18 protein-coding genes are annotated in these 22990 nt (G+C 60.6%); 5 read left to right on the top strand and 13 right to left on the bottom strand.

What is annotated here, in order from left to right; all coding sequences use genetic code 11:
• Positions 1–11: 11 nt before the first annotated feature.
• A complete protein-coding gene (gene mfd / locus DSM14862_RS06960; RefSeq protein WP_007119540.1) occupies positions 12–3482 on the bottom strand; it encodes a transcription-repair coupling factor in 3471 nt (1156 codons plus the stop codon).
• Between the two features lie 31 nt (positions 3483–3513).
• Positions 3514–4041 carry a hypothetical protein gene (locus tag DSM14862_RS06955; protein ID WP_007119539.1) on the bottom strand — a complete coding sequence of 176 codons (528 nt, stop codon included), beginning with the start codon at positions 4039–4041 and terminating at the stop codon, positions 3514–3516.
• 119 nt (positions 4042–4160) lie between these two features.
• On the opposite strand from DSM14862_RS06955, the gene hemB reads away from it, so the two are divergent.
• Together hemB and DSM14862_RS06945 are read left to right on the top strand one after the other, a co-directional pair.
• Positions 4161–5165, top strand: coding sequence for a porphobilinogen synthase (gene hemB / locus DSM14862_RS06950; RefSeq protein WP_007119538.1), 1005 nt, complete (start codon positions 4161–4163; stop codon positions 5163–5165).
• Positions 5166–5288: 123 nt separating this feature from the next.
• Positions 5289–5855, top strand: a complete 567-nt coding sequence (locus DSM14862_RS06945; RefSeq protein ID WP_007119536.1) for a lipid-binding SYLF domain-containing protein — start codon at positions 5289–5291, stop codon at positions 5853–5855.
• A 76-nt stretch (positions 5856–5931) separates the two neighbouring features.
• On the opposite strand, the gene DSM14862_RS06940 is transcribed toward DSM14862_RS06945, so the two are convergent.
• Positions 5932–6804, bottom strand: coding sequence for an NAD(P)-dependent oxidoreductase (locus tag DSM14862_RS06940; RefSeq protein WP_007119535.1), 873 nt, complete (start codon positions 6802–6804; stop codon positions 5932–5934).
• Between the two features lie 96 nt (positions 6805–6900).
• On the opposite strand from DSM14862_RS06940, the gene DSM14862_RS06935 reads away from it, so the two are divergent.
• Entirely contained in the window at positions 6901–9366 is a 2466-nt protein-coding gene (locus DSM14862_RS06935) for a penicillin acylase family protein (protein ID WP_007119534.1), read from the top strand.
• Complete coding sequence (locus tag DSM14862_RS06930) at positions 9363–9929, top strand: pseudouridine synthase (RefSeq protein ID WP_007119533.1); 567 nt, start codon at positions 9363–9365, stop codon at positions 9927–9929. The genes DSM14862_RS06935 and DSM14862_RS06930 overlap by 4 nt, the downstream gene beginning before the upstream one ends.
• On the opposite strand, the gene DSM14862_RS06925 is transcribed toward DSM14862_RS06930, so the two are convergent.
• The 5 genes from DSM14862_RS06925 to trkA all read right to left on the bottom strand — a co-directional run bounded on the left by DSM14862_RS06925 (position 9926) and on the right by trkA (position 15052).
• A complete protein-coding gene (locus tag DSM14862_RS06925; protein ID WP_007119532.1) occupies positions 9926–10327 on the bottom strand; it encodes a DUF2177 family protein in 402 nt (133 codons plus the stop codon). The two genes, DSM14862_RS06930 and DSM14862_RS06925, sit on opposite strands and share 4 nt — an antisense overlap.
• Before the next feature lie 99 nt (positions 10328–10426).
• Positions 10427–11725, bottom strand: a complete 1299-nt coding sequence (hflX, locus tag DSM14862_RS06920) for a GTPase HflX (RefSeq protein ID WP_007119531.1) — start codon at positions 11723–11725, stop codon at positions 10427–10429.
• Entirely contained in the window at positions 11722–11961 is a 240-nt protein-coding gene (gene hfq, locus DSM14862_RS06915; protein ID WP_007119530.1) for an RNA chaperone Hfq, read from the bottom strand. Before hfq ends, hflX begins: the two co-directional genes overlap by 4 nt.
• A 130-nt stretch (positions 11962–12091) precedes the next feature.
• On the bottom strand, positions 12092–13660 hold the full coding sequence (locus tag DSM14862_RS06910) for a TrkH family potassium uptake protein (protein WP_007119529.1): 1569 nt from the start codon (positions 13658–13660) through the stop codon (positions 12092–12094).
• Between the two features lie 15 nt (positions 13661–13675).
• The gene (gene trkA, locus DSM14862_RS06905) at positions 13676–15052 is read right to left on the bottom strand and encodes a Trk system potassium transporter TrkA (RefSeq protein WP_007119528.1); all 1377 of its coding nucleotides are present in this window, start codon (positions 15050–15052) and stop codon (positions 13676–13678) included.
• Positions 15053–15178: 126 nt separating this feature from the next.
• Here trkA and DSM14862_RS06900 point away from each other — a divergent pair, with 126 nt between their 5' ends.
• A complete protein-coding gene (locus tag DSM14862_RS06900) occupies positions 15179–15673 on the top strand; it encodes a hypothetical protein (protein ID WP_243254342.1) in 495 nt (164 codons plus the stop codon).
• Positions 15674–15718: 45 nt separating this feature from the next.
• On the opposite strand, the gene ntrX is transcribed toward DSM14862_RS06900, so the two are convergent.
• The 5 genes from ntrX to dusB form a co-directional block, all read right to left on the bottom strand.
• Positions 15719–17131 (bottom strand): nitrogen assimilation response regulator NtrX, encoded by a 1413-nt coding sequence (gene ntrX, locus DSM14862_RS06895; protein WP_007119526.1) that lies wholly within the window; start codon positions 17129–17131, stop codon positions 15719–15721.
• On the bottom strand, positions 17124–19379 hold the full coding sequence (locus DSM14862_RS06890) for a sensor histidine kinase NtrY-like (RefSeq protein ID WP_007119525.1): 2256 nt from the start codon (positions 19377–19379) through the stop codon (positions 17124–17126). Before DSM14862_RS06890 ends, ntrX begins: the two co-directional genes overlap by 8 nt.
• A gap of 95 nt (positions 19380–19474) precedes the next feature.
• Positions 19475–20854: a response regulator gene (locus tag DSM14862_RS06885; RefSeq protein ID WP_007119524.1), complete on the bottom strand. Its 1380-nt coding sequence runs from the start codon at positions 20852–20854 to the stop codon at positions 19475–19477.
• A 1-nt stretch (position 20855) separates the two neighbouring features.
• Positions 20856–21941, bottom strand: coding sequence for a two-component system sensor histidine kinase NtrB (locus DSM14862_RS06880; protein WP_007119523.1), 1086 nt, complete (start codon positions 21939–21941; stop codon positions 20856–20858).
• A complete protein-coding gene (dusB, locus tag DSM14862_RS06875; RefSeq protein WP_050770388.1) occupies positions 21938–22882 on the bottom strand; it encodes a tRNA dihydrouridine synthase DusB in 945 nt (314 codons plus the stop codon). Before dusB ends, DSM14862_RS06880 begins: the two co-directional genes overlap by 4 nt.
• Positions 22883–22990: the final 108 nt, after the last annotated feature.

The raw sequence follows: 22990 nt of genomic DNA, 5'->3' as shown, positions 1-22990 counted from the left end.
CCCTTTGGGGTTTAGCCCTTGGCTTTGGCCTTCTTCGCAAGTTTTTCCTTGGCGATCACATGTTCGGCAAGGTCACGCGCGATGGCAAAGGCGCCTTTGATCTTATCCGCATCCGACTTCCAATCGCGGCGCACGACGATCTTGTTGTCTTTCACTTTGGCCAACCCGCGCTGATCCTGAATGAACTGCACCAGCCCCTCCGGCGAGGCGAATTTGTCATTGTGGAACTGGATTGTCGCGCCCTTTGGCCCGCCATCAAGTTTAGCGATCCCGGCGCGTTTGCACATCGCCTTGATCCGCACCACCAGCATCAGCGTGTTAACCTCTTTCGGCAGTTTGCCGAACCGGTCGATCAATTCGGCGGCAAAGCCTTCAAGCTCCACCTTAGTCGACAGCTCGCTGAGGCGGCGGTAGAGGCCAAGCCGCACATCGAGATCAGGCACATAGTCTTCGGGGATCAACACCGGCACGCCAAGGTTAATCTGCGGCGCCCATTGCTCATCGGCCTCGCTGAGGCCTTCCATCTCACCCGCCCGGATTTTGGCAATCGCCTCTTCCAGCATCGACTGGTACAGCTCAAAACCCACATCGCGCATCTGGCCCGACTGCTCTTCGCCCAAGAGGTTGCCCGCCCCGCGAATATCAAGGTCTTGGGACGCCAGCGTAAAGCCCGCACCGAGCGTGTCGAGGCTGCCCAACACCCGCAAACGTTTCTGGGCCGTATCCGTCAGCTTGGCGCGCGGCTTGGTCGTGAGGTACGCATAGGCGCGGGTTTTCGAGCGGCCCACGCGGCCCCGGATTTGATAGAGCTGCGCCAGACCGAACATATCGGCACGGTGCACAACCATCGTGTTGGCGGTCGGGATATCGAGCCCGGATTCGACAATCGTCGTCGCCAATAGAACGTCGAATTTACCATCGTAGAAGGCGTTCATCCGATCATCCAACTCGCCCGGTGCCATCTGCCCGTGGGCGACGACATAAGAAAGCTCTGGCAATTGCGCCTGCAAGAAATCCTCAATCTCGCGCAGGTCGCTGAGGCGGGGCACGACGTAGAAACTCTGCCCGCCTCGATAATGCTCGCGCAAAAGCGCCTCGCGGATCGTCACCGCGTCGAACTCGCTCACATAGGTACGGATCGACAGACGATCGACAGGCGGCGTGCCGATAACCGACAGATCGCGCACGCCGGTCAGCGACAGCTGCAAGGTGCGCGGAATCGGAGTGGCGGTCAGGGTCAGCACATGGATGTCGGTCCGCAGGGACTTAAGCCGTTCCTTATGACTCACCCCAAAATGCTGTTCTTCGTCAATCACCAACAGGCCAAGATCCTTGAACCGAATGCCTTTGGCGAGCAGCGCATGGGTGCCAATGACGATATCAACCGTGCCTTTAGCCATACCGTCGCGCGTCGCCGTCGCCTCCTTTGCCGAGACGAAACGGCTCAGTTGGCGCACTTCAATCGGAAAACCGCGGAAGCGTTCGGCAAAGCTTTTGTAGTGCTGCCGGGCAAGCAGCGTCGTCGGCGCGATCACCGCGACCTGAACGCCCGACATCGCCGCAACAAAGGCCGCGCGCATGGCGACTTCGGTTTTACCAAAGCCCACATCGCCGCAAATCAGACGGTCCATCGGGTTGCCGCTGGTCAGGTCATCCACCACATCGCCAATGGCGCGCAGCTGGTCGTCGGTCTCGGTATAAGGGAACCGGGCCGAGAATGCGTCCCACATGCCCGGAGGCGGGTCGAGCACCGGCGCTTTGCGCAGCGCGCGTTCGGCGGCGATGCGGATAAGCTTGTCGGCCATCTCGCGGATGCGCTCTTTGAGTTTGGCCTTTTTCGACTGCCACGCGCCACCGCCGAGCTTGTCCAGCAGCCCTTCGTCATGGCCGTAACGCGACAGCAGTTCAATGTTCTCTACAGGCAGATAAAGCTTTGATTGCTCGGCATATTCCAAGACGAGGCATTCATGTGCAGCGCCCGCAGCGGTCACCACTTCCATGCCATGATAGCGCCCGATACCGTGGTCCACATGAACCACCAGATCGCCGGGGCTGAGGCTTTGCGCTTCGGTCAAGAAGTTCTCGGCCCGGCGCTTGCGTTTCGGTGCGCGGATCAGCCGATCACCCAGCACATCCTGCTCAGAGATCACCGTCATCCCCGGCGCTTCGAACCCATGCTCCAGCGCCCAGACGGCCAAATGCAGCCCGCGTTTGCCGATCCGCGTGGCATCTGTCACCGGGATTGCTTCGGCCAGACCTTCGTCTTCGATCAGCCCCGTCAGCCGTTCCCGCGCGCCGTCAGAATAGCTGGCAATCAGCACCGGCCCAACTTCAAGCTTTGCTTTAATTTGAGACGCCAAAGCGCCGAAAAGGCTGATAGATTCCTGCTGACGCTCCGGCGCAAAGTTGCGCCCGATCCGTGCCCCTGCGTCTAAGACGCCCGGTCCTGTCGGCTGCGGCAATGGGTTGAATTGGATCACCCGACGCCCAACCAGCGCTGCTTCCCAAGCGTCATCGGTTAGGTAAAGCCCTTCGGGCGGCGCAGGTTTATAGACGCTGTCCATCTTAGAGCGCGTTTTCATCGCCAGTTGCCGCGTCTCATATTGGTCGGCAATCGTGTCCCACCGCGCGAGGCGCATGGGCGTCAGTTGATCGTCCAGCGTGATCGTGGCCTTGGGCAGGTAATCAAACAGCGTCTCTAGATTGTCGTGGAAGAACGCCAGCCAATGCTCCGCGCCCTGATGTTTGCGCCCGGCGCTGATCGCTTCATACAGCGGATCATCGGTACCTGCCGCGCCAAATTCGATGCGGTAGTTCTGCCGGAAGCGGGTGATTGCCGCGTCGTCCAAAATCACTTCGCTGACCGGGGCCAGTTCGACCAGATCAAGCTTTTCCGTTGTCCGCTGCGTCGCCGGATCAAAGCGCCGCGCGCCGTCCAGCACATCGCCGAAAAGGTCGAGCCGCACCGGGCCAAGATCCCCGGGCGGGTAAATGTCGATAATCCCGCCGCGCACCGCGTAGTCGCCCGGCTCCATCACCGTGGGGCTTTGCACAAAACCCATCCGTACCAGAAAATGACGCAGGGCTTTCTCGTCGATACGGCTGCCCACCCGCGCCGCAAAGGCCGCATCGCGCAATGTGTCGCGCGCAGGGATACGCTGGCTCGCAGCATTCAGCGTCGTCAGCAGGACAAACTGATCCGGCATCCCATGCACCAGCGCCGCCAAAGTCGCCATGCGCTGCGCAGAGATATCAGCATTGGGCGAGACGCGGTCATAGGGCAGGCAATCCCAGCTTGGGAAAGTGAAGACCGGCATATCAGGCGCGTAAAACCGCAGGGCGGCCTGCATCGCGGCCATCCGCTTGTCATCGCGCGCCACATGGGCCACCGGCTGGCCGCCCTTGGCGATTTCATCAAGGATGGCGCGGGCATCAAAGCCTTCGGGAACGCCGGAGAGGGTGATATTGCGCGGATCGTTCATCGGGTCTCAATTGGGCCTGCGGCGTGGCCTGTCAACCCGCGAGCGGGCCAAGGTTTAGATTTTGATACATTCCCCAAAGCGCGGTCACAAAGATCGCGACCATGCCGATGATCTGAGTATAGAGCCGGTGCCGCATCAGACGCCGCTGCAATACATCACCGCTGGACCCCTCAATACGGATCAGCCGCGCGGTCGACAGGCTCAGCAGCCCAACCAACGACATGGGAAAGCCGAGCAGCAGCAAGGCCTGCGCAAATTCGATGTCATAGACAAAGCCCAAAAGCACCAAAGTGGTCAGCGCAAAGAACCCCAGCCCCAACAGCCAAAGCCCTGAAACTTGAGAGATATAGAGCAGCCGGTTCACATTAATCCGCACGATGTCTTCGAGATCAGCCTGCGTGTCACCCCCGTGACGCCGGGCGCGCAACACCATGTCAAAGGGCACGCCCAGCACCCAATGGCTTGCCGTGGACCACATCACCGCCAGCGCGATCCAGAACCAAAGGTTCGAGAAAGAGCGCATGTCGATCATTTCGAAAAGGGTCTGATACCAGTCCAAGGCGTGCTCGTCCGAAAATTAAGTTCGCATCTCTTAGCTGTCCGGTGCGGCAATTCATAGGGTTGAGGCGTTCAAAAATACATGGCAAGCCCGTGCCAAGCCATTCTGAGGTAAAATTGATGCAACCCGTTCAAGCCCCCTTCCCCGCGACACGTCTGCGCCGCACCCGTGCCAACGCCGGTATTCGCGCGCTGGTGCGCGAGAATAACCTGCAACTGGGCGATCTGATCTGGCCGGTGTTCGTGCGCGACGGTGAAGGCGTGGAAGAGCCGATCCCTTCCATGCCCGGCGTCATGCGCCGTTCGGTCGATAAGCTGGTCGAGGCAGTGCGCGAGGCGGCTGAGTTGGGTATCGGCGCGGTCTGCGTCTTTCCCTATACCGGCCCCGAAGACCGTACCGAGGATTGCGCCCGCGCGTGGGATCCGCAGAATGCCACCAACCGCGCGATTGCCGCGATTAAGCAGGCGCTGCCTGACATGGTGGTGATGACCGATGTGGCGCTGGATACCTATAACATCAACGGCCATGACGGTTTTGTCGAAGACGGCATCATCGTGAATGACCGCACGGTTGAGGCGCTGGTCAAAATGGCGCTGGCCCAGGCCGAAGCCGGGGCGGATATCATCGGCCCCTCGGACATGATGGATGGCCGCATCGGCGCGATCCGCGAAGCCCTTGAAAAGGCTGGGCACCACGATGTCATGATCCTGAGCTATGCCGCCAAATACGCCAGTGCTTTCTACGGGCCGTTCCGCGATGCCGTGGGTGCCTCCTCGGCACTCACGGGCGATAAGAAGACCTATCAGATGGATCCCGCCAACAGCGATGAAGCGCTCCGGCTAGTGGCGCGCGATCTGTCTGAGGGCGCGGATATGGTCATGGTAAAACCCGGCATGCCTTACCTGGATATCTGCCGCCGTGTGAAAGACGCCTTCGGCGCACCGACCTTCGCCTATCAGGTTTCCGGCGAATATAGCATGATCCGCGGTGCAGCGGATCAAGGCTGGGTCGATGGCGAACGGGTGATGATGGAGAGCCTTTTGGCCTTCAAACGCGCGGGCTGTGATGGGGTGTTGACCTACTTTGCCCCCGATGTTGCCCGGCTTTTGGCCAAAAACGCGTGACCTAGGGGCGTAAATCTGCGCAAAGGGTCCAATCAACATGACAAAGCGCATGATTATGCGTAATCTCGCGCTCAAGCTGGGAAAACCGGCAGGCAGGCAACCGATCTTATACAGGCAGATAAAATGAGCAAGCAAACTTACAACCGGCGCATCGTGACTTTGGGCGCCCTCTCGGCGCTTGGCGTGACCGCGGCATGCGGCAACGGCGTGGGCGGGCGTGGCAGCGCCATGATCGACGCGCGCGTCGACGCGACTTTGGCCGAGATGTACCGCAGCTATCCTAACACGCGACAACTGGCCGAAAAGGCCAACGGCATGTTGGTCATGCCGCTGGTCACCGAAGCGGGTCTTGGCTTTGGCGGCGCATACGGGCGCGGCGCGCTGCGCGTGAACAATGTAACGGTGGATTACTATTCGGTAACCAAAGCCTCAGGCGGGTTGCAGATCGGTGCACAGCAATACGCGCATGTTCTGTTTTTCATGACTGAACCCGCGTTGCGCGATTTCCGCACCTCGCCCGGTTGGGCGGCTGGGGCCGGTCTGGAATATGTGATTTCCGACAAAGGTGACAGCGTGAGCGCCGATACCACAACCGTGATGGCCCCCGTTCTGGCAGCGGTCTTTGGCCGCGCAGGCCTGCGCATCGGTGCGACGCTGGAAGGCACGAAATACACGCGGATCATCCCCTAAATCTGGGCCGACCTATGGTCTTTGAAGGGCAGCGCCAGTCTTAACCGGCGCTGCCCTTTTTCCTTTGCGGTAAGGCTTAGCCCATCGCGCGCAAGCGTTTGATCAGGCTCGACGTATCCCAACGCCCACCGCCCTGCTTTTGCACGTCTTTGTAGAACTGATCGACCAGCGCCGTGACCGGCAGGCTCGCTCCCGTTTCATCCGCTGTGTCCAAACAAATGCCAAGGTCCTTGCGCATCCAATCCACGGCAAAACCATGCTCGAACTCATCATCCAGCATCGTCTCGTAGCGGTTCGCCATCTGCCAAGACCCCGCAGCGCCTTGACTGATCACCTCGACCACCGCGCGGCCATCAAGCCCCGCCTTCTCGGCAAAATGCAGCGCTTCGGAGAGCCCCTGCACCAGCCCGGCAATGGCGATCTGGTTGCACATCTTGGTCATCTGGCCCGCGCCGCTGTCGCCAATGCGGCGGCAAATCTTGGAATAGACCTCCATGATCGGCAGCGCGCGGTCGAACGCAGCTTTGTCGCCGCCACACATCACCGACAGTTGGCCGTTTTCCGCTCCTGCCTGACCGCCTGAGATCGGCGCGTCGACAAAGCTGACCTGCGCGTCATTGGCAGCGGCATAAAGCTCGCGGGTGACAGCCGCCGAAACGGTCGTGTGATCAACAAAGATCGCCCCCGCCGTCATAGCACCAAAAGCGCCTTCATCTCCCAGACAGACTGAGCGCAGATCATCGTCATTGCCCACGCAGGACATGACAAAATCCGCATCCTTTGCCGCCTCGCGCGGGGTCTTGGCCATAGCACCGCCATAGGTTTTTACCCAGTCCTGCGCTTTACTTTCAGTGCGGTTATAGACGGTCACATCGTGGCCGGCCTTTTGCAGGTGCCCTGCCATTGGGGCGCCCATGACGCCCAGTCCTAGAAACGCGAGCTTTGCCATGTGCTTTTCCTTATCATTCAGTTGCGTTATTGCCTGTGACTACACCTACCACCCTGCGCGCCCCGGTCAATCTGCGCGCCAGTCGAGGACTTTCCGATGGCATTGATGTTTCGCTGGCTTGTCCGTTTGGCGGTGTTTCTCATCACACTGAGCGTCGTGGTGCTGCTGCTGGTCTATTGGTTCGCCGCACGCTCTCTGCCCGACTATGACGATACGGTTCAGGTGCGGGGTGTCAGCGCGCCTGTTGAGGTCGTGCGCGACAACGCCAATGTGCCGCATGTTTTTGGCGAGACGGACGAAGACGTCTTCTTTGGGCTTGGTTTCGCCCATGCACAGGACCGGTTGTGGCAACTTATTACTCTGCGTCGCACCGCCCAGGGGCGGCTGTCGGAGGTCTTCGGCACCTCGACGATCACCACCGACAAGCTGATGCGGCGCTATGACATCTACCGTCTTGCGACACGTTCAGCCGAGCAGTTAGACCCCGAAACCGACGCCGCGCTGGAAGCCTATGCGGCGGGGATCAACGCCCGCCTCGACCAGATCAACACCGAAGCGCTTGGCCGTGGCGCGCCTGAGATGTGGCTCTTTAATGCCCCGATGGCCCCATGGCGCCCGGCGGATTCGTTGGCCATTGCAAAGCTTATGGGGCTGCAAATGTCTGGCCATCTTGAGGCCGAAGTCCTGCGCGCCCGGGTGTCTTTGGCATTGACCGACGAAGACAGAGTGAAAGACATTCTGCCCGATGTGCCGGGCTCGGGCGTCGCAGCTCTGCCCGAATATGCAGCCCTGTTCCCCGATGCCCGGCACTTTGCCTCTGCAACGTCCAATCCGGGCCATCCGCTCTCCCCCTTCAAACCGCAAGCTTTTTCTGGGGCGTCGAACGCCTGGGCCGCGGCGCCTTCGCGTTCAGCGGCGGGCGGCACGCTTCTGGCCAATGACCCGCATCTGGGCTTCAGTGCCCCGGCGATCTGGTATTTGGCCCGGCTGGAGCTTGAAACCGGCGGCGTCATCGGCGGCACCATCCCCGGCATGCCGGTGGTCCTGACAGGGCGCAGCGCCGATTTAGGCTGGGGGCTCACCACCGCCTATGTCGACGACCAAGACGTCTATATTGAAGAGCTGAACCCCGACAACAGCGAGGAATATCGCACCCCGGATGGGTTCAAGAAATTCCGCAAACGCTCCTCAATCATCAACATCAAAGACGCCGACCCCGTGACCGTTACACTGCGCTGGACGGACAATGGCCCAGTGCTTCCCAGCAGCCACTACAACCTTGGCGAAATTACACCGGCGGGCCATGTGGCCTCTCTCGCCTCGACGCTGCTGCGCGACGACGACAGCTCGCTCGCTGCCGCAATGAAGGTGATGCGTGCGAAATCGGTACAGCAGGCCATCAACGCCGCGACCGACTATGTCGCCCCCGCACAAAACCTCACACTGGTGGACCGTGACACGATCGCCATGAAGACCATCGGCGCCCTGCCGCGCCGCGATGCGCAGCATCAAAGCCAAGGTCGCATGCCCAGCCCCGGCTGGATCGCCGAAAACCGCTGGGACGGCATGATGCCCTATACCGCCAACCCCGAATTCATCGCCCCGGCGGGCGGCATCTTGGGCAACACCAACAACAAGACCGTCGACCGCCCCTTCCCCAATCATGTCTCTTTCGTCTGGGGCGACACGCAGCGGGTGCAACGCTGGCAACGCTTGATGCAGAACCGCGAGGTCCACACCCGCGACAGCTTCATCGAGGCGCAGCTTGATACTGTCAGCCCTACCGCACGTGCTCTCTTGCCCCTAATCGGCGCCGAGCTGTGGTTCACCGGAGAGGCCGCCCCCGACGGCACGCCAGAGCGTCAACGCCAGCGCGCGCTGGACCTGCTGGCGGGCTGGTCAGGAGAGATGAACGAACATCTGCCCGAACCGCTGATCTATGCTGCGTGGGTCCGCGCCTTGCAGGACCGTCTGATCCGCGACGAATTGGGCCCCTTGGCCGAGGACTTCACCCACGTTCAGCCGCTCTTTGTCGAACGTGCCTTCCGCGATGTGCAAGGCGCTTCAAAATGGTGCGACGTGCGCCAATCCGCCCCGGTTGAGACCTGCCACGATATGGCGCGACTGGCGCTCGATGACGCGCTTTTGTGGATCAATGAGACATGGGGCACGCAGCTCGAATCCCTCCGCTGGGGCGACGCGCATCAGGCGACACATGATCACCCGGTGCTGGGCGAGGTGCCGCTGTTGCGCTACTTCGTGAACATCCGGCAATCGACCTCGGGCGGAGACAACACGCTGCAACGTGGGCTGACCCGCGGCACTGGGAAAGACCCGTTTTATAACGTGCATGGCGCGGGCTATCGCGGGGTCTATGATTTTGCCGATCCCGACAGTTCGGTTTTCGTAACCTCGACCGGGCAATCGGGGCATTTCCTGTCGCGCCATTATGACGATATGGCGCAACTCTGGCGGCGCGGTGAATATATCCCGATGTCGCTAGACGCCGAATTGGCCCGCGCTGCTGCCGTCGGTGTGACCCGCTTGGAGCCTACACAATGACCGCCCGCGTAATCCTGCTGAACAAACCTTACGGCGTACTATCGCAATTCACCGACAAGGGCACCGAGGGCAGCAGCCGCCCAACCCTGTCGACCTATATCGACGAGAAGGGTTTTTACCCCGCTGGACGGCTGGACCGCGACAGCGAAGGATTGCTGGTGCTGACCGACCACGGCCCGCTACAGGCCCGCATCGCGCATCCCAAGTACAAACGGCCCAAGACCTATCTGGTACAGGTCGAAGGCACGCCGGACGCTGCGGCGCTAGAGGCGCTACGCAAGGGTGTGGACCTGAAAGACGGCCTTACCAAACCCGCTGAAGTCGATCAGATCGACGCGCCCGAGACCCTCTGGCCGCGCGACCCGCCGGTGCGTTTTCGCAAGACGGTGCCGGACGCTTGGCTGCGCATCACCATCCGCGAGGGGCGCAACCGCCAGGTGCGACGCATGACGGCGCATGTGGACCTGCCCACGCTCAGGCTGATCCGCGCCAGCGTAGGCGATTGGGAATTGGCCGGGCTGCAGCCGGGCGCTTGGCGCTGGTCGACCGAAAACGGCCGTTAGGTCAGCGCGCGGGTGAGCGCAACACCAGCTGTTGCCGCCGTGCCGGTCAACAGCGACCCCCACGTAAAGTCTCGCGCCACCATGGCCCATGTCCAATCTTTGAGCGTCGCCAGATTGGTGAATTCATAGGTGCCATAGCCCATCGCGCCGATCAGCAGCGCGTTGCCAAAGACCCAAAGCAGCGAATGGTCCTGCGCCATCGCAGGCCACGATACGAACCAGAGCACCACCGCGACAAAGAAAGCATAGAAGATCAGCGCGGGCGCGACTCGAAACTCATCCAAAAGCCAATCGCCGATGGCACGCTCAAACACTGGTTTGATGAGGTAGGTCAGGCCGAGGAAATCAAGCCCGAGAAAGACAACCACAGTGGAAGCATAAAGAATGACGAGGGTCATGGCCGTGCTCCATAAAAGATCGCATCACCATATGCGGCGCAGCGGACAAATTTCGATCCCAGCCGGGCAAAAAAACTGCCCCGGCGTGCGCCACCGCTCTCAATTCTGCTGAAATTCAGCCTCTTGCCGCGCGGACCAACGGACGGTGATTTCAAATCCGTCTTCGGTCTGACGTTCGCCCTCAACCACATCCTGCGCAAACAGCCAGGCGCGTTTTTTGCCGTCGGAAAAGCCAAGGGTCAGCACCGCCTCGCGCACCGCACCTTGGAGCGCTTCGGCAATGGTCTCTTGCAGCGCCTCTAGCCCTTCGCCGGTGATGGCCGAAATCGCCAGCAAATCATCATTGCGCGCAGCGCGAGCACGCATGGCATCGGCACGGTCTTCGGGCAGCAGGTCGAGCTTGTTCCAAACCTCAAAGCTGCGGGTCTCTTTCGGCACGCCTAAGGATGCAAGGATATCGCGCACGTTTTGGGCCTGTTCTTCGGTCTCGGCGTGGGACACATCGCGCACGTGGCAGATGATATCGGCGGCCAGCACCTCTTCGAGCGTGGCGCGGAAGGAAGCGACAAGCTCGGTCGGCAGATCAGAGATGAAGCCCACAGTATCGCTCAAAATGATCTCAGGCCCGTCCGGCAGCACAAGGCTGCGCATCGTCGGGTCTAGCGTGGCAAAGAGCATGTCTTTTGCCATGACCTCCGCCCCAGTCAAGCGGTTGAAAAGCGTGGATTTCCCGGCGTTGGTATAGCCCACAAGTGCGACGATCGGAAAAGGCACTTTGGCCCGCGCGGCGCGGTGCAAAGCGCGGGTTTTCACGACCTTTTCCAACTGGCGGCGCAAGCGCACCAATTGGTCGTCAATGGCGCGGCGGTCAGCCTCGATCTGGGTCTCCCCCGGACCACCAACAAAGCCCAAACCGCCCCGCTGACGCTCAAGGTGGGTCCAAGCCCGCACCAGACGTGTACGCTGATAGTTCAATGCTGCCATTTCGACCTGCAACACACCTTCACGGGTGGCGGCACGGTCGCTAAAAATTTCGAGAATCAGCCCGGTGCGGTCAAGCAGTTTGACGCCCCAAGCCTTCTCAAGGTTGCGCTGCTGCACGGGCGTGACGGGGCCGTCGACCAACACAAGCTCGACTTCCGCCGCCTTCATGCGCTGCTCAAGCTCTTCGATCTTGCCTTTGCCAAACAACATTCCGGCATGAACGGTGCGCAGGGGCACGACTTCGGCTCCCACAACCTCAAGCTCTGGAAGTGCTTCGGCCAATGCCACAGCTTCGGCCAGCGCGGGCTCTGGCGCGCGCCGGTCGTTATCGGTTTTGATATCAGGATGCAGCACCCAGGCGCGCGTTACGCGGGGTCCGTCGCTGTTATCGATCTGAAAAGTTGGACGGCTCAAGAAGCGTCTTCGCCCTCATAAAGGCTGATCGGCTGGCTTGGCATAATGGTCGAAATCGCATGCTTGTAGACAAGTTGCGATTGGCCATCACGGCGCAGCAGAACGCAAAAATTATCAAACCAGGTAATGACGCCTTGCAGCTTAACCCCATTGATCAGAAAAATGGTTACCGGGACCTTGGTCTTGCGGACGTGGTTTAGGAACGCATCCTGAAGGTTCTGTCTGTCTGACGCCATGGTAGTCTCGCCTTTTGTTCTTGCTGGCGTCCGCGTACCGGACCCCCCCGTTAAGCCAAGTATGGAGTGCGAAAGCGCGAGTTTCCAGCCCCAATATCAGCGGTCTAGGACAGTTCTGGGGACAAACGTGTCAGGCGCGCCACAAATTCGGGGTCATCAGCGCAATAATCGCCAAAGTTTCGAGCCGCCCCAGTACCATTGCGCCGCTCAGAATGATTTTTGCGGCCAGCCCCAGTTCAATCAGGCGAATGGGCGTGTCGGCGGCATGTTCGATCAACGGCCCGGTTGTGGACAGTGTGGCGACCGACATGACCAAAGCCGCATCAAAGGACGTACCGGTGAGGGTCAGTAGCAAGGTGACGCCAGCCAGCGACATGGCAAAAAGCATGAAGAAAATCCACGCGATGAACGCGCCGTTACTTTGCAGCCGCCGCCCCGCCGCACCGGCCCCGCTGACGGAATTGGGATAGACCAGACGGTCCATCTCGCGCACGCCGTTTTGATAGAGCGCGAATACCCGCAGCAGTTTCACACCGCCCGCCGTGGTGGCCACCCCGCCGCCGATCAGCGCAAGCCCCATGAGAACCAGGCCCGGCGTACGCAGGCCCGACCAGCTCTGCGCATCGGACCAATGCTCTGACACAAATCCGGTGGTCGTGAGAAAGGATAGCACCGTAAACAGCCCCCCCCAAAGCGCCTGAAGCGCGCGGGCACCATCGACCTCAACCTCAACCTCAAACGCACCGATCCAGTGGCGGGCGAAAAGCAGCAAAGGCACACCAATAACGACAAGAAGGCCAATGCGAAACTCAGGGTCGGTCATCAGCCCGCCTTGGGTCGCCGTGACCGTATCCTTAGAAAAGGTGAGCCGCGACAGAGCAAAAAGCATAAACAGCATCATCACTGCTTCGCCTGAGACCCCAATCTGCGCATTATCGACCCCGCCGATAGGCGAAATGCCAGAAGTCGCCATCACCGACATCGCGTGACAAAGCGCCACCAAGGCCGTCTCTCCACCGATTACCAGCAAGAGCCAAAGCAGCAGCGTCAGCCCGGTGTAGATCGGCAGCAATGCCTGTGTTGTCCGCAGCAGGCGTTGGCGCGGGGTGATCTTGCCCATCCGAGCGCCCATACGGTCATCGGGCCGACCGGGTTCGGCCTGTGCGGTCACCTCAAACCCACCCAAGTGCAACGGTGCCAGAATCGCCGACGCCGTGACCCACATGAGCAAGCCGCCCATCCAGCCGACCTGCGCACGCCACAGATGCAGCGTGTTACTCAGCCGTGCGGGGTTTTCGAACATCGTAGCGCCCGTGGTGGTCAGGGCGCTGACCATTTCGAAATAGACATTCACAAAGCGCGTGGTCGGCAGCGCCTCAAGGAAAGGCACTGCGAAAAAAACTGGCAGAAACACAAAGGCAGAGAGCAGCGACAAGAGCGGCCCAAGTGCGCCGTCCAAGGGTTTGCGCCCGGCATGGGCGATGGCAATGAGCGTAAAGGCGACAAGTCCCAACAGACCCGCATAGAGAAAGGCGCGGCTGGCCAGGTGGTCATTCACCACCAGCCCGTGAATTGAGGGCAGGATCATCGACACAGCAGAGACGCCGAACAATTGCAGGAACAGCGGCAGCTGCACGATCTCGCGGCGGATGCCGGTCGGGCGGTTGCCGGTGGGACGGATGCTGGTCGGTTGCGTCACACGGCGCTCCTGCGCTTAGAAAAAGTCGATCGAGACCTGCAAAAGCTGCTCAACCCGCGGCACGTCTTCGGCCAAAGCAAAGAGTGCTACCACATCGCCCTCATCAATCCGGGTGCTGCCCATGGGGCGGATCACTTTACCTTCTTTGCGCAGCATGCCGATCAGCACGCCTTCGGGGAAGTCGATATCTGAAACTTTCTTGCCCGCGAGGGGCGAAGTGGAGAGTACCTCGGCCTCAATCACCTCGGCCTCGGCATCGCCGATGGAATAGACCGCCCGCACCCGCCCATGACGGATGTGGCGCAGGATCGAGCTAACGGTCGTGGCACGCGGGTTGATATAGGCGTCGATCCCAAGGTGGGTCATCAGCGGCACCAACGTCGGGTCATTGATCAGCGCGATCACATAGGGGCAGCCTTCGGCCTTGGCGCGCACGCAAGACAGCATGTTAGTCTTATCGTCGTCCGTCACCGCCAGCATCGCATCGGCGCGGCTGATCCCTGCTTCGGCAAGCAAGGCCGCATCAAGGCCATCCCCGTGCAGCACGATGGTCCGCTCTAACGCCTCGGCGGCGCGTTCGGCGGATTTGCGATTTTTCTCGATCATCTTGGTGCGCACGCGCAGCGGCCCGGCCTCAAGGTGTTGGGCCACGGTCAACCCGACATTGCCGCCACCCACAAGCACAACACGTTCTTGCTTGGTGGTCTGCTTGCCGAAAATCTCCATCGTGCGGGCGATGTCATCGTGATGCGAAAAGACATAGCAGTCATCGCCAACGAACAGCTGGTCTTTCGCCTCGGGCGCGAAAAGCGTGCCATCGCGGCGCACCCCCACGACCACGGCGCGCAGGGTTGAGAAGAGATCGGTCAACTGACGCAGCGGCGTGTTCACCACCGGGCAATCGCTGTCGATGTTAATGCCCAAAAGCTGCGCCTGCCCGTCCATGAAAATCTCGGTGTCGAAAGCCGCCGGCGCGCTGAGGCGCTGAAGTGCGGCGGTTGCGACTTCTTTCTCTGGCGAGATCACGACGTCGATCGGCATGTGATCGCGGCGGTAGAGGTCGGAATAAATGGCATCCAGATAGGACTGGCTGCGCAACCGCGCGATCTTGCGGTTGATGCCAAAGACCGAATGCGCCACCTGACAGGTCACCATATTGACCTCATCGGAATGGGTCGCGGCGATGATCATCTCGGCGTCTCGCGCGCCTGCACGGTCCAGCACATCAGGGTAGCTGGCAAAACCGGCGATGCCCTGCACATCCAGCGTGTCAGTGGCGCGGCGGATCAATTCTGCATTGCTGTCGACCACGGTCACATCGTTGCGCTCTCCGCTCAGGTGGCGGGCAATCTGCCAACCCACCTGCCCTGCACCGCAAATGATGATTTTCATGAAGGCTTCCTTACCCTGAGCAAAGATCGTGTGAGGGTTATCTTAGGTCGGTTAGAGGGCATGACAGATGGGTTGGCAAGGGTCAAATCAATTGTCATTCCCTCGCAACAGCGGCATGATGGCGCTATGAAACCGATATCGCTTCGCCCCTCTCGCGCCGCCTTTGCCCTGACGCTCATCGCCTTGGGGGCTGCCGCCTGCGCGCCACTAAATACCTATTATAAACCGGGCGCGAGTGTTGCGCAGGTGAACCGCGCGACCACCGCCTGCGAGGTGCAGGCGCTGCGCGATGTGCCGATCTCTACCCAAGTGCGCCGCGAACCACCGCGCTATGTGCCCGAGCGGCGCCACTGTAATGCCGACAATAAATGCAGGGTTACGGGCGGCTTTTACGTCCCCGGTGAGCTGGTGACCTTTGATCCCAACGAGAACCTGCGCAACCGGGTTGAGGGGCAATGCATGGCCGATCAGGGCTTTGCTCCCGTGTCGATCCCCGCTTGCCCGAACAATATCGCCCGCGCCGCACCACCGCGCGCAACCACGACCCTGCCGGCCCTGAACTCCAATTCCTGCGTGATCCGCAACAAGAACGGGTCTTTCCAGATCGTTACGCGCGGCTAACTGGGATCGCGAGGGGTGCCGCCCCTCGCGCCTGAGCCTTGCGGCTTAGCCCGCCGCTTCGACCTCTTCGTCCACATGTGCGATGCGCACACCTGCCTTGGCCGAAGTCACAACGCCAAGCGATTTCAGCTTGCGGTGCAGGGCGCTGCGTTCCATCCCCACGAAATTCGCGGTGCGGCTGATGTTGCCACCAAAACGGTTGATCTGGGTCAGCAGATATTCGCGTTCAAACGCCTCACGCGCTTCGCGCAGCGGCAGTGTGGCCAATGCGCCCGAAAGCACAACACGCCCATCATCGCCGCCGTTCTCATCGTCGCCGGGCAATTCGCGCGCTTCAATAGGGCCAGTGCCATCGCCAAGGATCAGCACACGCTCAACAAGGTTCTTGAGTTGCCGCACGTTGCCGGGCCAGACCATCGTCTGCATCAAGGCCACGGCATCTTCGGTCAGCGCCCGCTGCGGCAGACCTTGGGAGGCGTTGAACTCAGCAATGAAATGCTCGGCCAACAGTGGGATATCCTCGCGGCGCTCTTCTAGGGACGGCACGGCAATCGGCACCACGTTGAGGCGGTGATACAGCTCTTGGCGGAACGTATCGGCTTTGATCGCCTGATCCAGATCGCGATTGGTGGAGGAGATCACCCGCAGGTCAACGCGCACCTTATCTGTCCCGCCGACGCGGTTAAACTGTTGATCCACCAACACCCGCAGGATTTTCGATTGGGTGCCAAGCGGCATGTCCGCGACCTCGTCAAAGTAGATCACCCCGCCGTGTGCCTGTTCCAGCAGCCCCGGCTCGATCCCCCGGTCCGGCGTCTCGCGGCCAAAAAGCACCTCTTCCATCCGATCCGGGGCCACCCCGGCGCAATTGACCGTGACAAAAGGCGCAGAGGCGCGGGCGGAATGGGCATGAATATAGCGCGCGGCCACTTCCTTGCCCGAACCGGCGGGGCCAGTCAGCATCACGCGGCCATTGGATTTGGTCACCTTATCAAGCTGGCTTAACAAAGCGCGGTAGGGCGCGGAGGTGCCCAGCATCTCAGCCGACGCCACATCGCGCCGCTTAAGGTTCTGGTTTTCACGGCGCAGACGTGAGGTTTCCATCGCGCGGCGGATCACCACCAAGAGTTGGTCAATGTTGAAGGGTTTTTCGATAAAGTCATAAGCACCCTGTTTGATCGCCGCGACGGCAATCTCGATATTGCCATGGCCTGAGATGATCACCACCGGCACATCCGGGTTGTCGCGCTTGACGGTCTTGAGAATGTCGATCCCGTCCATTCGGCTGTCTTTGAGCCAAATGTCGAGAATGATCAGCGCCGGCGCTTCGGTGTTGATCTCGGCCATCGTCTCGTCTGAATTGCTGGCTAATCGCGTGGCAAAGCCTTCGTCCTTAAGGATATCCGAGATCAACTCACGGATGTCGCGTTCGTCGTCTACAATTAGGATGTCACTCATCTGCCTTGTCCCCTTGATCTGTCATTGTGTCGATGGCCATAGGCAGCGCGATGACTGCCATGGCCCCGTGATGGTCTTGCCCGTCAAACGCGGGCGCGGTTTCGAGTGTCAGGCTGCCGCCATGCTCTTCGATGATCTTTTTCACGATTGGCAGGCCCAGCCCGGTGCCTTCGCTGCGCGTGGTCACATAGGGCTCAAATAGCCGTGCGCGGTCTTCGGGCAGGCCGATGCCATTGTCGGCGATGGTCAGCCGCAAAAGCCGGGTGTCAGGTGCAAGCACCACCCGGATCTGCGGAACGTGCCCCTCTGGCGGGCCTTCTTTCTTTAGTGTTTCGATCGCTTCACCGGCGTTTTTGATCAGATTGGTCAATGCCTGCGAAATCATGGTGCCGTCGATATTGGCCATGACCGGCTGTGTGGGCAGGTCAAGATTGATTGTCACGTCTTCCTGCCTGCTTTGCTGTAAGAGCACTGCATCGCGCAGCAGCTGCCGGATGTCCTGACGGCTGGTCTCTGGCTCGGGCATCCGCGCGAATTTAGAGAATTCATCGACAATGCGCCGCAGATCACCCGTTTGACGGATGATCACGCCCGTCATCTGCTCAAGCGCGTCGTCGTCCCCTTCGGCCATTTTGGGGCCGAACTTGCGCCGAATGCGTTCCGCGCTCAATTGGATGGGCGTCAGCGGATTCTTGATCTCATGGGCGATCCGACGCGCCACGTCGCCCCAAGCGGCCATCCGCTGCGCACTAACCAAATCGGTCACATCATCAAAGGCCACCACATAGCCTTCCAGGTCGCCATCCTTGGCACGCCGTGTCGCCATGCGGACCAGCAGGTTTTCCAGCGCCCCTTGGCGAGAGACCTTTACCTCGGCCTGCGCCACCTCATCGGTTGCGGTTTTCACGGTTTCAAACAGCGGTCCGAATTCGGGCACAGCAAGGGTCAACGGCAGGCTCTGCTGATCCTCAGACCAATCAAGCAACCGCATGGCGGAGCGGTTCACAAAGGTCACGCGCCCCTCGGGGTCCAGCCCCACAACGCCGGAGGTGACTGAACTCAGCACGGAATCAAACAGCCGGCGGCGACGCTCAATCTGGTCGGTATTTTCCAGCAGCGTCTCGCGCTGGCCCTTAAGCTGCCGGGTCATTTGGTTAAAGTAGCGGCCCAGCATGGCGATCTCGTCATCGCCATCCTCTTCGCGGACCTGCACGTTCAGATCCCCTGCCCCGACCTGCTGTGCTGCACCGGTAAGCCGACCAACAGGGCCGGAGAGCCGCTCGGCGAACCACAGGCCAAGCCAAACCGCGGCCAAGATCAGGATGACCGCAAAGCCAAGGTAAACCAGCGCGAATTCAAACAGCAGCCGTCCGCGTTCGGACTCAAGCTGTTGGTAGAGGCGCACCGTTTCCTTGGTCTCGTCCAGCAGCGACAAAATATCGCCATCCACCGCGCGGGACACATAGAGGAAGCGGTCGACATAGGCGTCCATGGGCACCAAGGCCCGGAATTCATTGTTGGGCCAATCTTCGATGACAAGTAAACCTTGCTCGCTTGCTGCTTCGATCTGCTCTTCCGTGATCGGGTCAAAATCGAATAGGTAAGATCGATCTCCCCGCGCTCGGATCTGTGCGGTGCTGTCCACCAAGAACGCTTCGCGCAGGCCGCGTTGAATTTGCCGCTGGCCTTCGCCTAAAAGCTCACTGTCGCTTAGGTTGATGCCCTGCGACCGCGCGCTGTCGATGCTGCGGGCAAGGGTCTGGGCATCTGAGATCAAATCTTCGCGCTGCTCGGCCTCATAGGCTTCTGCGGCCGCCAAGGAAGAGCCAACCACGCTACTGACCCGGTCAGAAAACCACCCTTCAAGCCCGACATTCACCGTCAACCCTGCAAAGATCGCCACCGTCACTGTCGGGATCAGCGCCATCAGGGCAAAGACACCCGTCAGTCGCAGGTGAAGCCGTGAGCCCGCCGATTTGGCCCGGCGCGCCGAGATCAGCCGCCCGACTTGAATGAGGACCAGCGCCGCAACCAGCAGCACATAAACGAGATCGGTAAGAAGAATGAGCCGCAGGTTGAGCGTATCCGCCCCCTGCCCCAAAGGCCCAAGTGCCAGATAGGTGGCCAGCGCCAAAACCGGCCCCAGCACAACAAGCCCAAATGTGGACCAGTTGCGCAGCCGCTTAACGCGCCTGAGCCGCCCCAAACGCTCGAGCTTGAACCTACGTGCCCGGGTTGCCACCCCCATACCTCACCGATGTTGTGATGCATCGCTGCATCAACCGCCATATTTTGTGGTCCTGAACGGGGTAGTACCCCGATGGCCACTGTTATGTGGCTCTTTTACATCATCTTGCGGCCCCGTGTCACCTCAATATCGAGGTCGGTGATCTTCTTACGCAAAGTATTTCGGTTGATTCCCAACAATGCGGCACATTTTGCTTGGTTACCCGCGGTTGCAGCCAGTGCGATTTCGATCATCGGCAGCTCAACCTCGCGCAAGATCCGCGCATAAAGTCCCGGAGGCGGCAACATTGAGCCGTGCAAGTCGAAGTAGCGTTGCAGGTGACGCTCTACCGATGCCCCGAGCCGTTCTGTGTCGGCCTCTGTTTGCATCGGGGCCGGGCCGGTCTGCGCGCCAAGCAGCAGCTCCGCCTCGCTGGCTGTAATCTCGGCCGCCTGACTGGCCAGTGCCAGTTGGCGCATCGCATGTTCTAATTGACGCACGTTGCCGGGCCATGGGAATTTCAGAAGTATCTGTGCGGCTTTGTCCGAAAGTTTGCGCGGCGACGCCGGGCCGGGGTTGGCGCGGGCCAAAAAGTGGTCGGCCAAAAGCGGAATATCATCGACCCGGTCACGCAGCGCGGGCACTTCTAATGTAGCGCCCGACAGACGGTAATAGAGGTCGCGGCGCAGTTTGCCGTCCTGCATGGCCGCATCAAGATCGTTTTGGCTGGTCGCCATGAAGCGCGGCGCGTCCTCCCCCGGGGCGTCCATCATGCGGACCAAACGGGCCTGAATTTCTTGTGGAAAATCCGCGATCTCGTCGATCATCAGCGTGCCACCGCGCACCCGCGCCAACACCCGCGATGGGCCTTCGATATCAGATAGATCCGCATCCGTCACCGTCACAAACGGCAGGCTACGCCGGTCGGAGAAGTCATGAATGGCGCGTGCAATCAATGATTTACCAGAACCGCTCTCGCCCCAAATAAGCACAGGCAAGTCGGTGTTTATGACCCGCGCCACAGTACGGTAAAGCGCCTGCATCACCGGGGTGCGTCCGATCATCGGCAGATCGTCGCGTTCGGCGTCGATCTCGGCGCTGTCATCAGCGCTTGGCTTCCGGCTCAGCGTCGCGCGTTGCTCAAGCGCGCGGGCCGTGCGCTTCATCAGGTCCGGCAAATCGAACGGCTTGGGCAGATAGTCAAAGGCTTCGGCCTCTGCCGCCTTGATCGCCGTCATGATCGTGTTTTGTGCCGAAATGACAATGACTGGTAAACCGGGACGATCCTGCGCAATTTTCGGCAGCATTTCCAAACCGTTGCCATCGGGCATGATCACGTCAGAGATCACCGCGTCGCCCTTGCCTTCGCTCACCCAACGCATCAGCGTGGTCAGGCTTGAGGTGGCGTGCACCTTGCAACCTGCGCGGGTGAGCGCTTGGGTCAGGACGGTTCGGATTGTGCGGTCGTCATCGGCGACGAGGATGGTGCCATCCATGTCAATTCTCCTTGATGGCCGCGGCACCAGCGCGCGGCAGCGAAATGCGGAATGCGGTTCGACCGGGGGCAGAACTGACAGAAATCCACCCCCCGTGGTCTGAAATGATTTTGCTTACGAGGGCGAGGCCCAGCCCCGTGCCGTTCTCGCGGCCCGAGACAAAAGGGTCAAAAACATCTGCGCGGATATGGTCAGGTAAGCCGGGGCCATCGTCGATCACCTCGATCTGCAAGGGCAGCGGTTGACCGTCCCCATCGGCGCGGCGCAACTGGAAACCGTGTTCATAGAAACTGCGCAAGCGGATCGTGCCACCCGCGTCGCCTGCGGCCTCAGACGCATTACGGATGAGGTTCAAAAGCACCTGCAAAAGCTGGTCTTTGTCGCCAAGCGCGGGCGGCAATGAAGGGTCGTAATCCTCGCAAATTTTCATCTTCGCGCCGAAGCCCAACAGCGCCGAGCGTCGGGCACGGTCGAGCACGTCATGCAGGTTCACCGGCTTGCGCTCAGGCGGCATGAGATTGCCGAACTGCTCGACCTGCTCCAACAGTTTCACAATGCGGCGGCTTTCAGCGACGATCAGATCGGTCAGCTCCAGATCATCCTGCGGCAGGTTCATCGACAAAAGCTGTGCCGCGCCGGTGATCCCGGCCAGTGGGTTCTTGATCTCATGTGCCAGCATCTCAGCCATGCCGATGGCGGATTTCGCGGCGGACTTCACGCTGTGATCCTGCGTGATGCGCCCGGCCAACTCTCGCGGTGTGATCATCAAGATCATCTGTTTGGCCCCGCCCACCAGTGGCGCAATTTGCAAGGCACATTGAAGCGGCGCACGCTGCATCGCCCCCACATCCACATCATTAACAAACAGCGGTGTTCCCTGCAGTCGCGCGCGGGCAAAAGCGGCCTCAAGCGGTTGATCCACTGCAATCAGACGCCAGATCGACTGGCCGATCGCCGCGCGGGCCGACGCATTCAGGAACCCTTCGGCAGAGGGGTTCAGATCATCAACCCGGTCGTCGTCACTGATGATGAAGGCAGGCACCGGGAGCGAGGTCCAAATCTGACGCTCGGAAGTCTCGGTTCTCATGCTGCGACCGGGGGTTGCAGGGCTGCGGCATCATACTGCATCGCTTCGGTGATCAAATCGAAGGTGGTGTTCACCTCCCGCGCGGTCAACACAGCGCGGCGCAGGTCGGCGGGGGTGCCGCAATGGTCCATATACCAGCCCAGATGTTTCCGCGCGACCTTGGCACCCAGTTCGACCCCGTAAAAACGTAGCATCTCGTCGTAATGCTCAGTGACCATTTCGGCCATCGCGCGCCCTTTGGGGATCACCGGGGCCGGACGACCGTGCAGATCATGAGCAATCTGCGCCAGCAGCCAAGGTCGCCCTTGCGCGCCGCGCCCGACCATCACGCCATCTGCGCCCGAGAGTTTCAGCGCCTGCCGCGCCTCGTCGCTACCGATGATGTCACCATTGGCAATAACGGGGACATTAACCGTCTCTTTCACCGCCCGGATCGCCGCCCAATCGGCGCGACCTTTGTAGAACTGGCAGCGCGTGCGCCCATGGATGGTGATCATCTGCACGCCAGCGTCTTCGGCCCGTTTGGCGATAGGTGCTGCGTTGAGCATATTGTCATCCCACCCGAGCCGGGTTTTCAACGTCACCGGCACGTTGACCGCGCCCACAACCGCCTCGATCAGCCGCAGCGCATGGTCTGGTGTTTTCATCAACGCCGAGCCGGAGGCCCCTTGCGTCACCTTCTTGGCCGGGCAGCCCATGTTGATGTCGATGATCCGCGCGCCCATGGCCTCTACCATGCGGGCAGCTTCGGCCATCGGTTCGGCCTCGCGGCCCGCAAGCTGGACTGAGGTGCCGATGACATCCAGCCCCAGCTCTGCCTTCTCGCGGGTTCCGGGGCGGCGGCTCAGCAATTCTTGGCTGGCGACCATCTCAGACACGACCAATCCGGCCCCGAATCGTGCCACAAGACTGCGATAGGGCAGATCGGTGATCCCGGCCATCGGCGCGAGGAATACCGGCGGATCGAAATTTAGGGGGTCGGCGGTCACATGCTTAATCCTTGTGCGGTCCCTTGCTGTGTAGCTCTGCCACGGCACGACCTCAATAAA

Origin of the sequence: Sulfitobacter indolifex (assembly GCF_022788655.1) — a bacterium.
In the GTDB taxonomy this organism is placed as follows: domain Bacteria; phylum Pseudomonadota; class Alphaproteobacteria; order Rhodobacterales; family Rhodobacteraceae; genus Sulfitobacter; species Sulfitobacter indolifex.
Note: the sequence above shows the minus strand (reverse complement) of the source record. Positions and strands in the feature narration are given on the sequence as shown.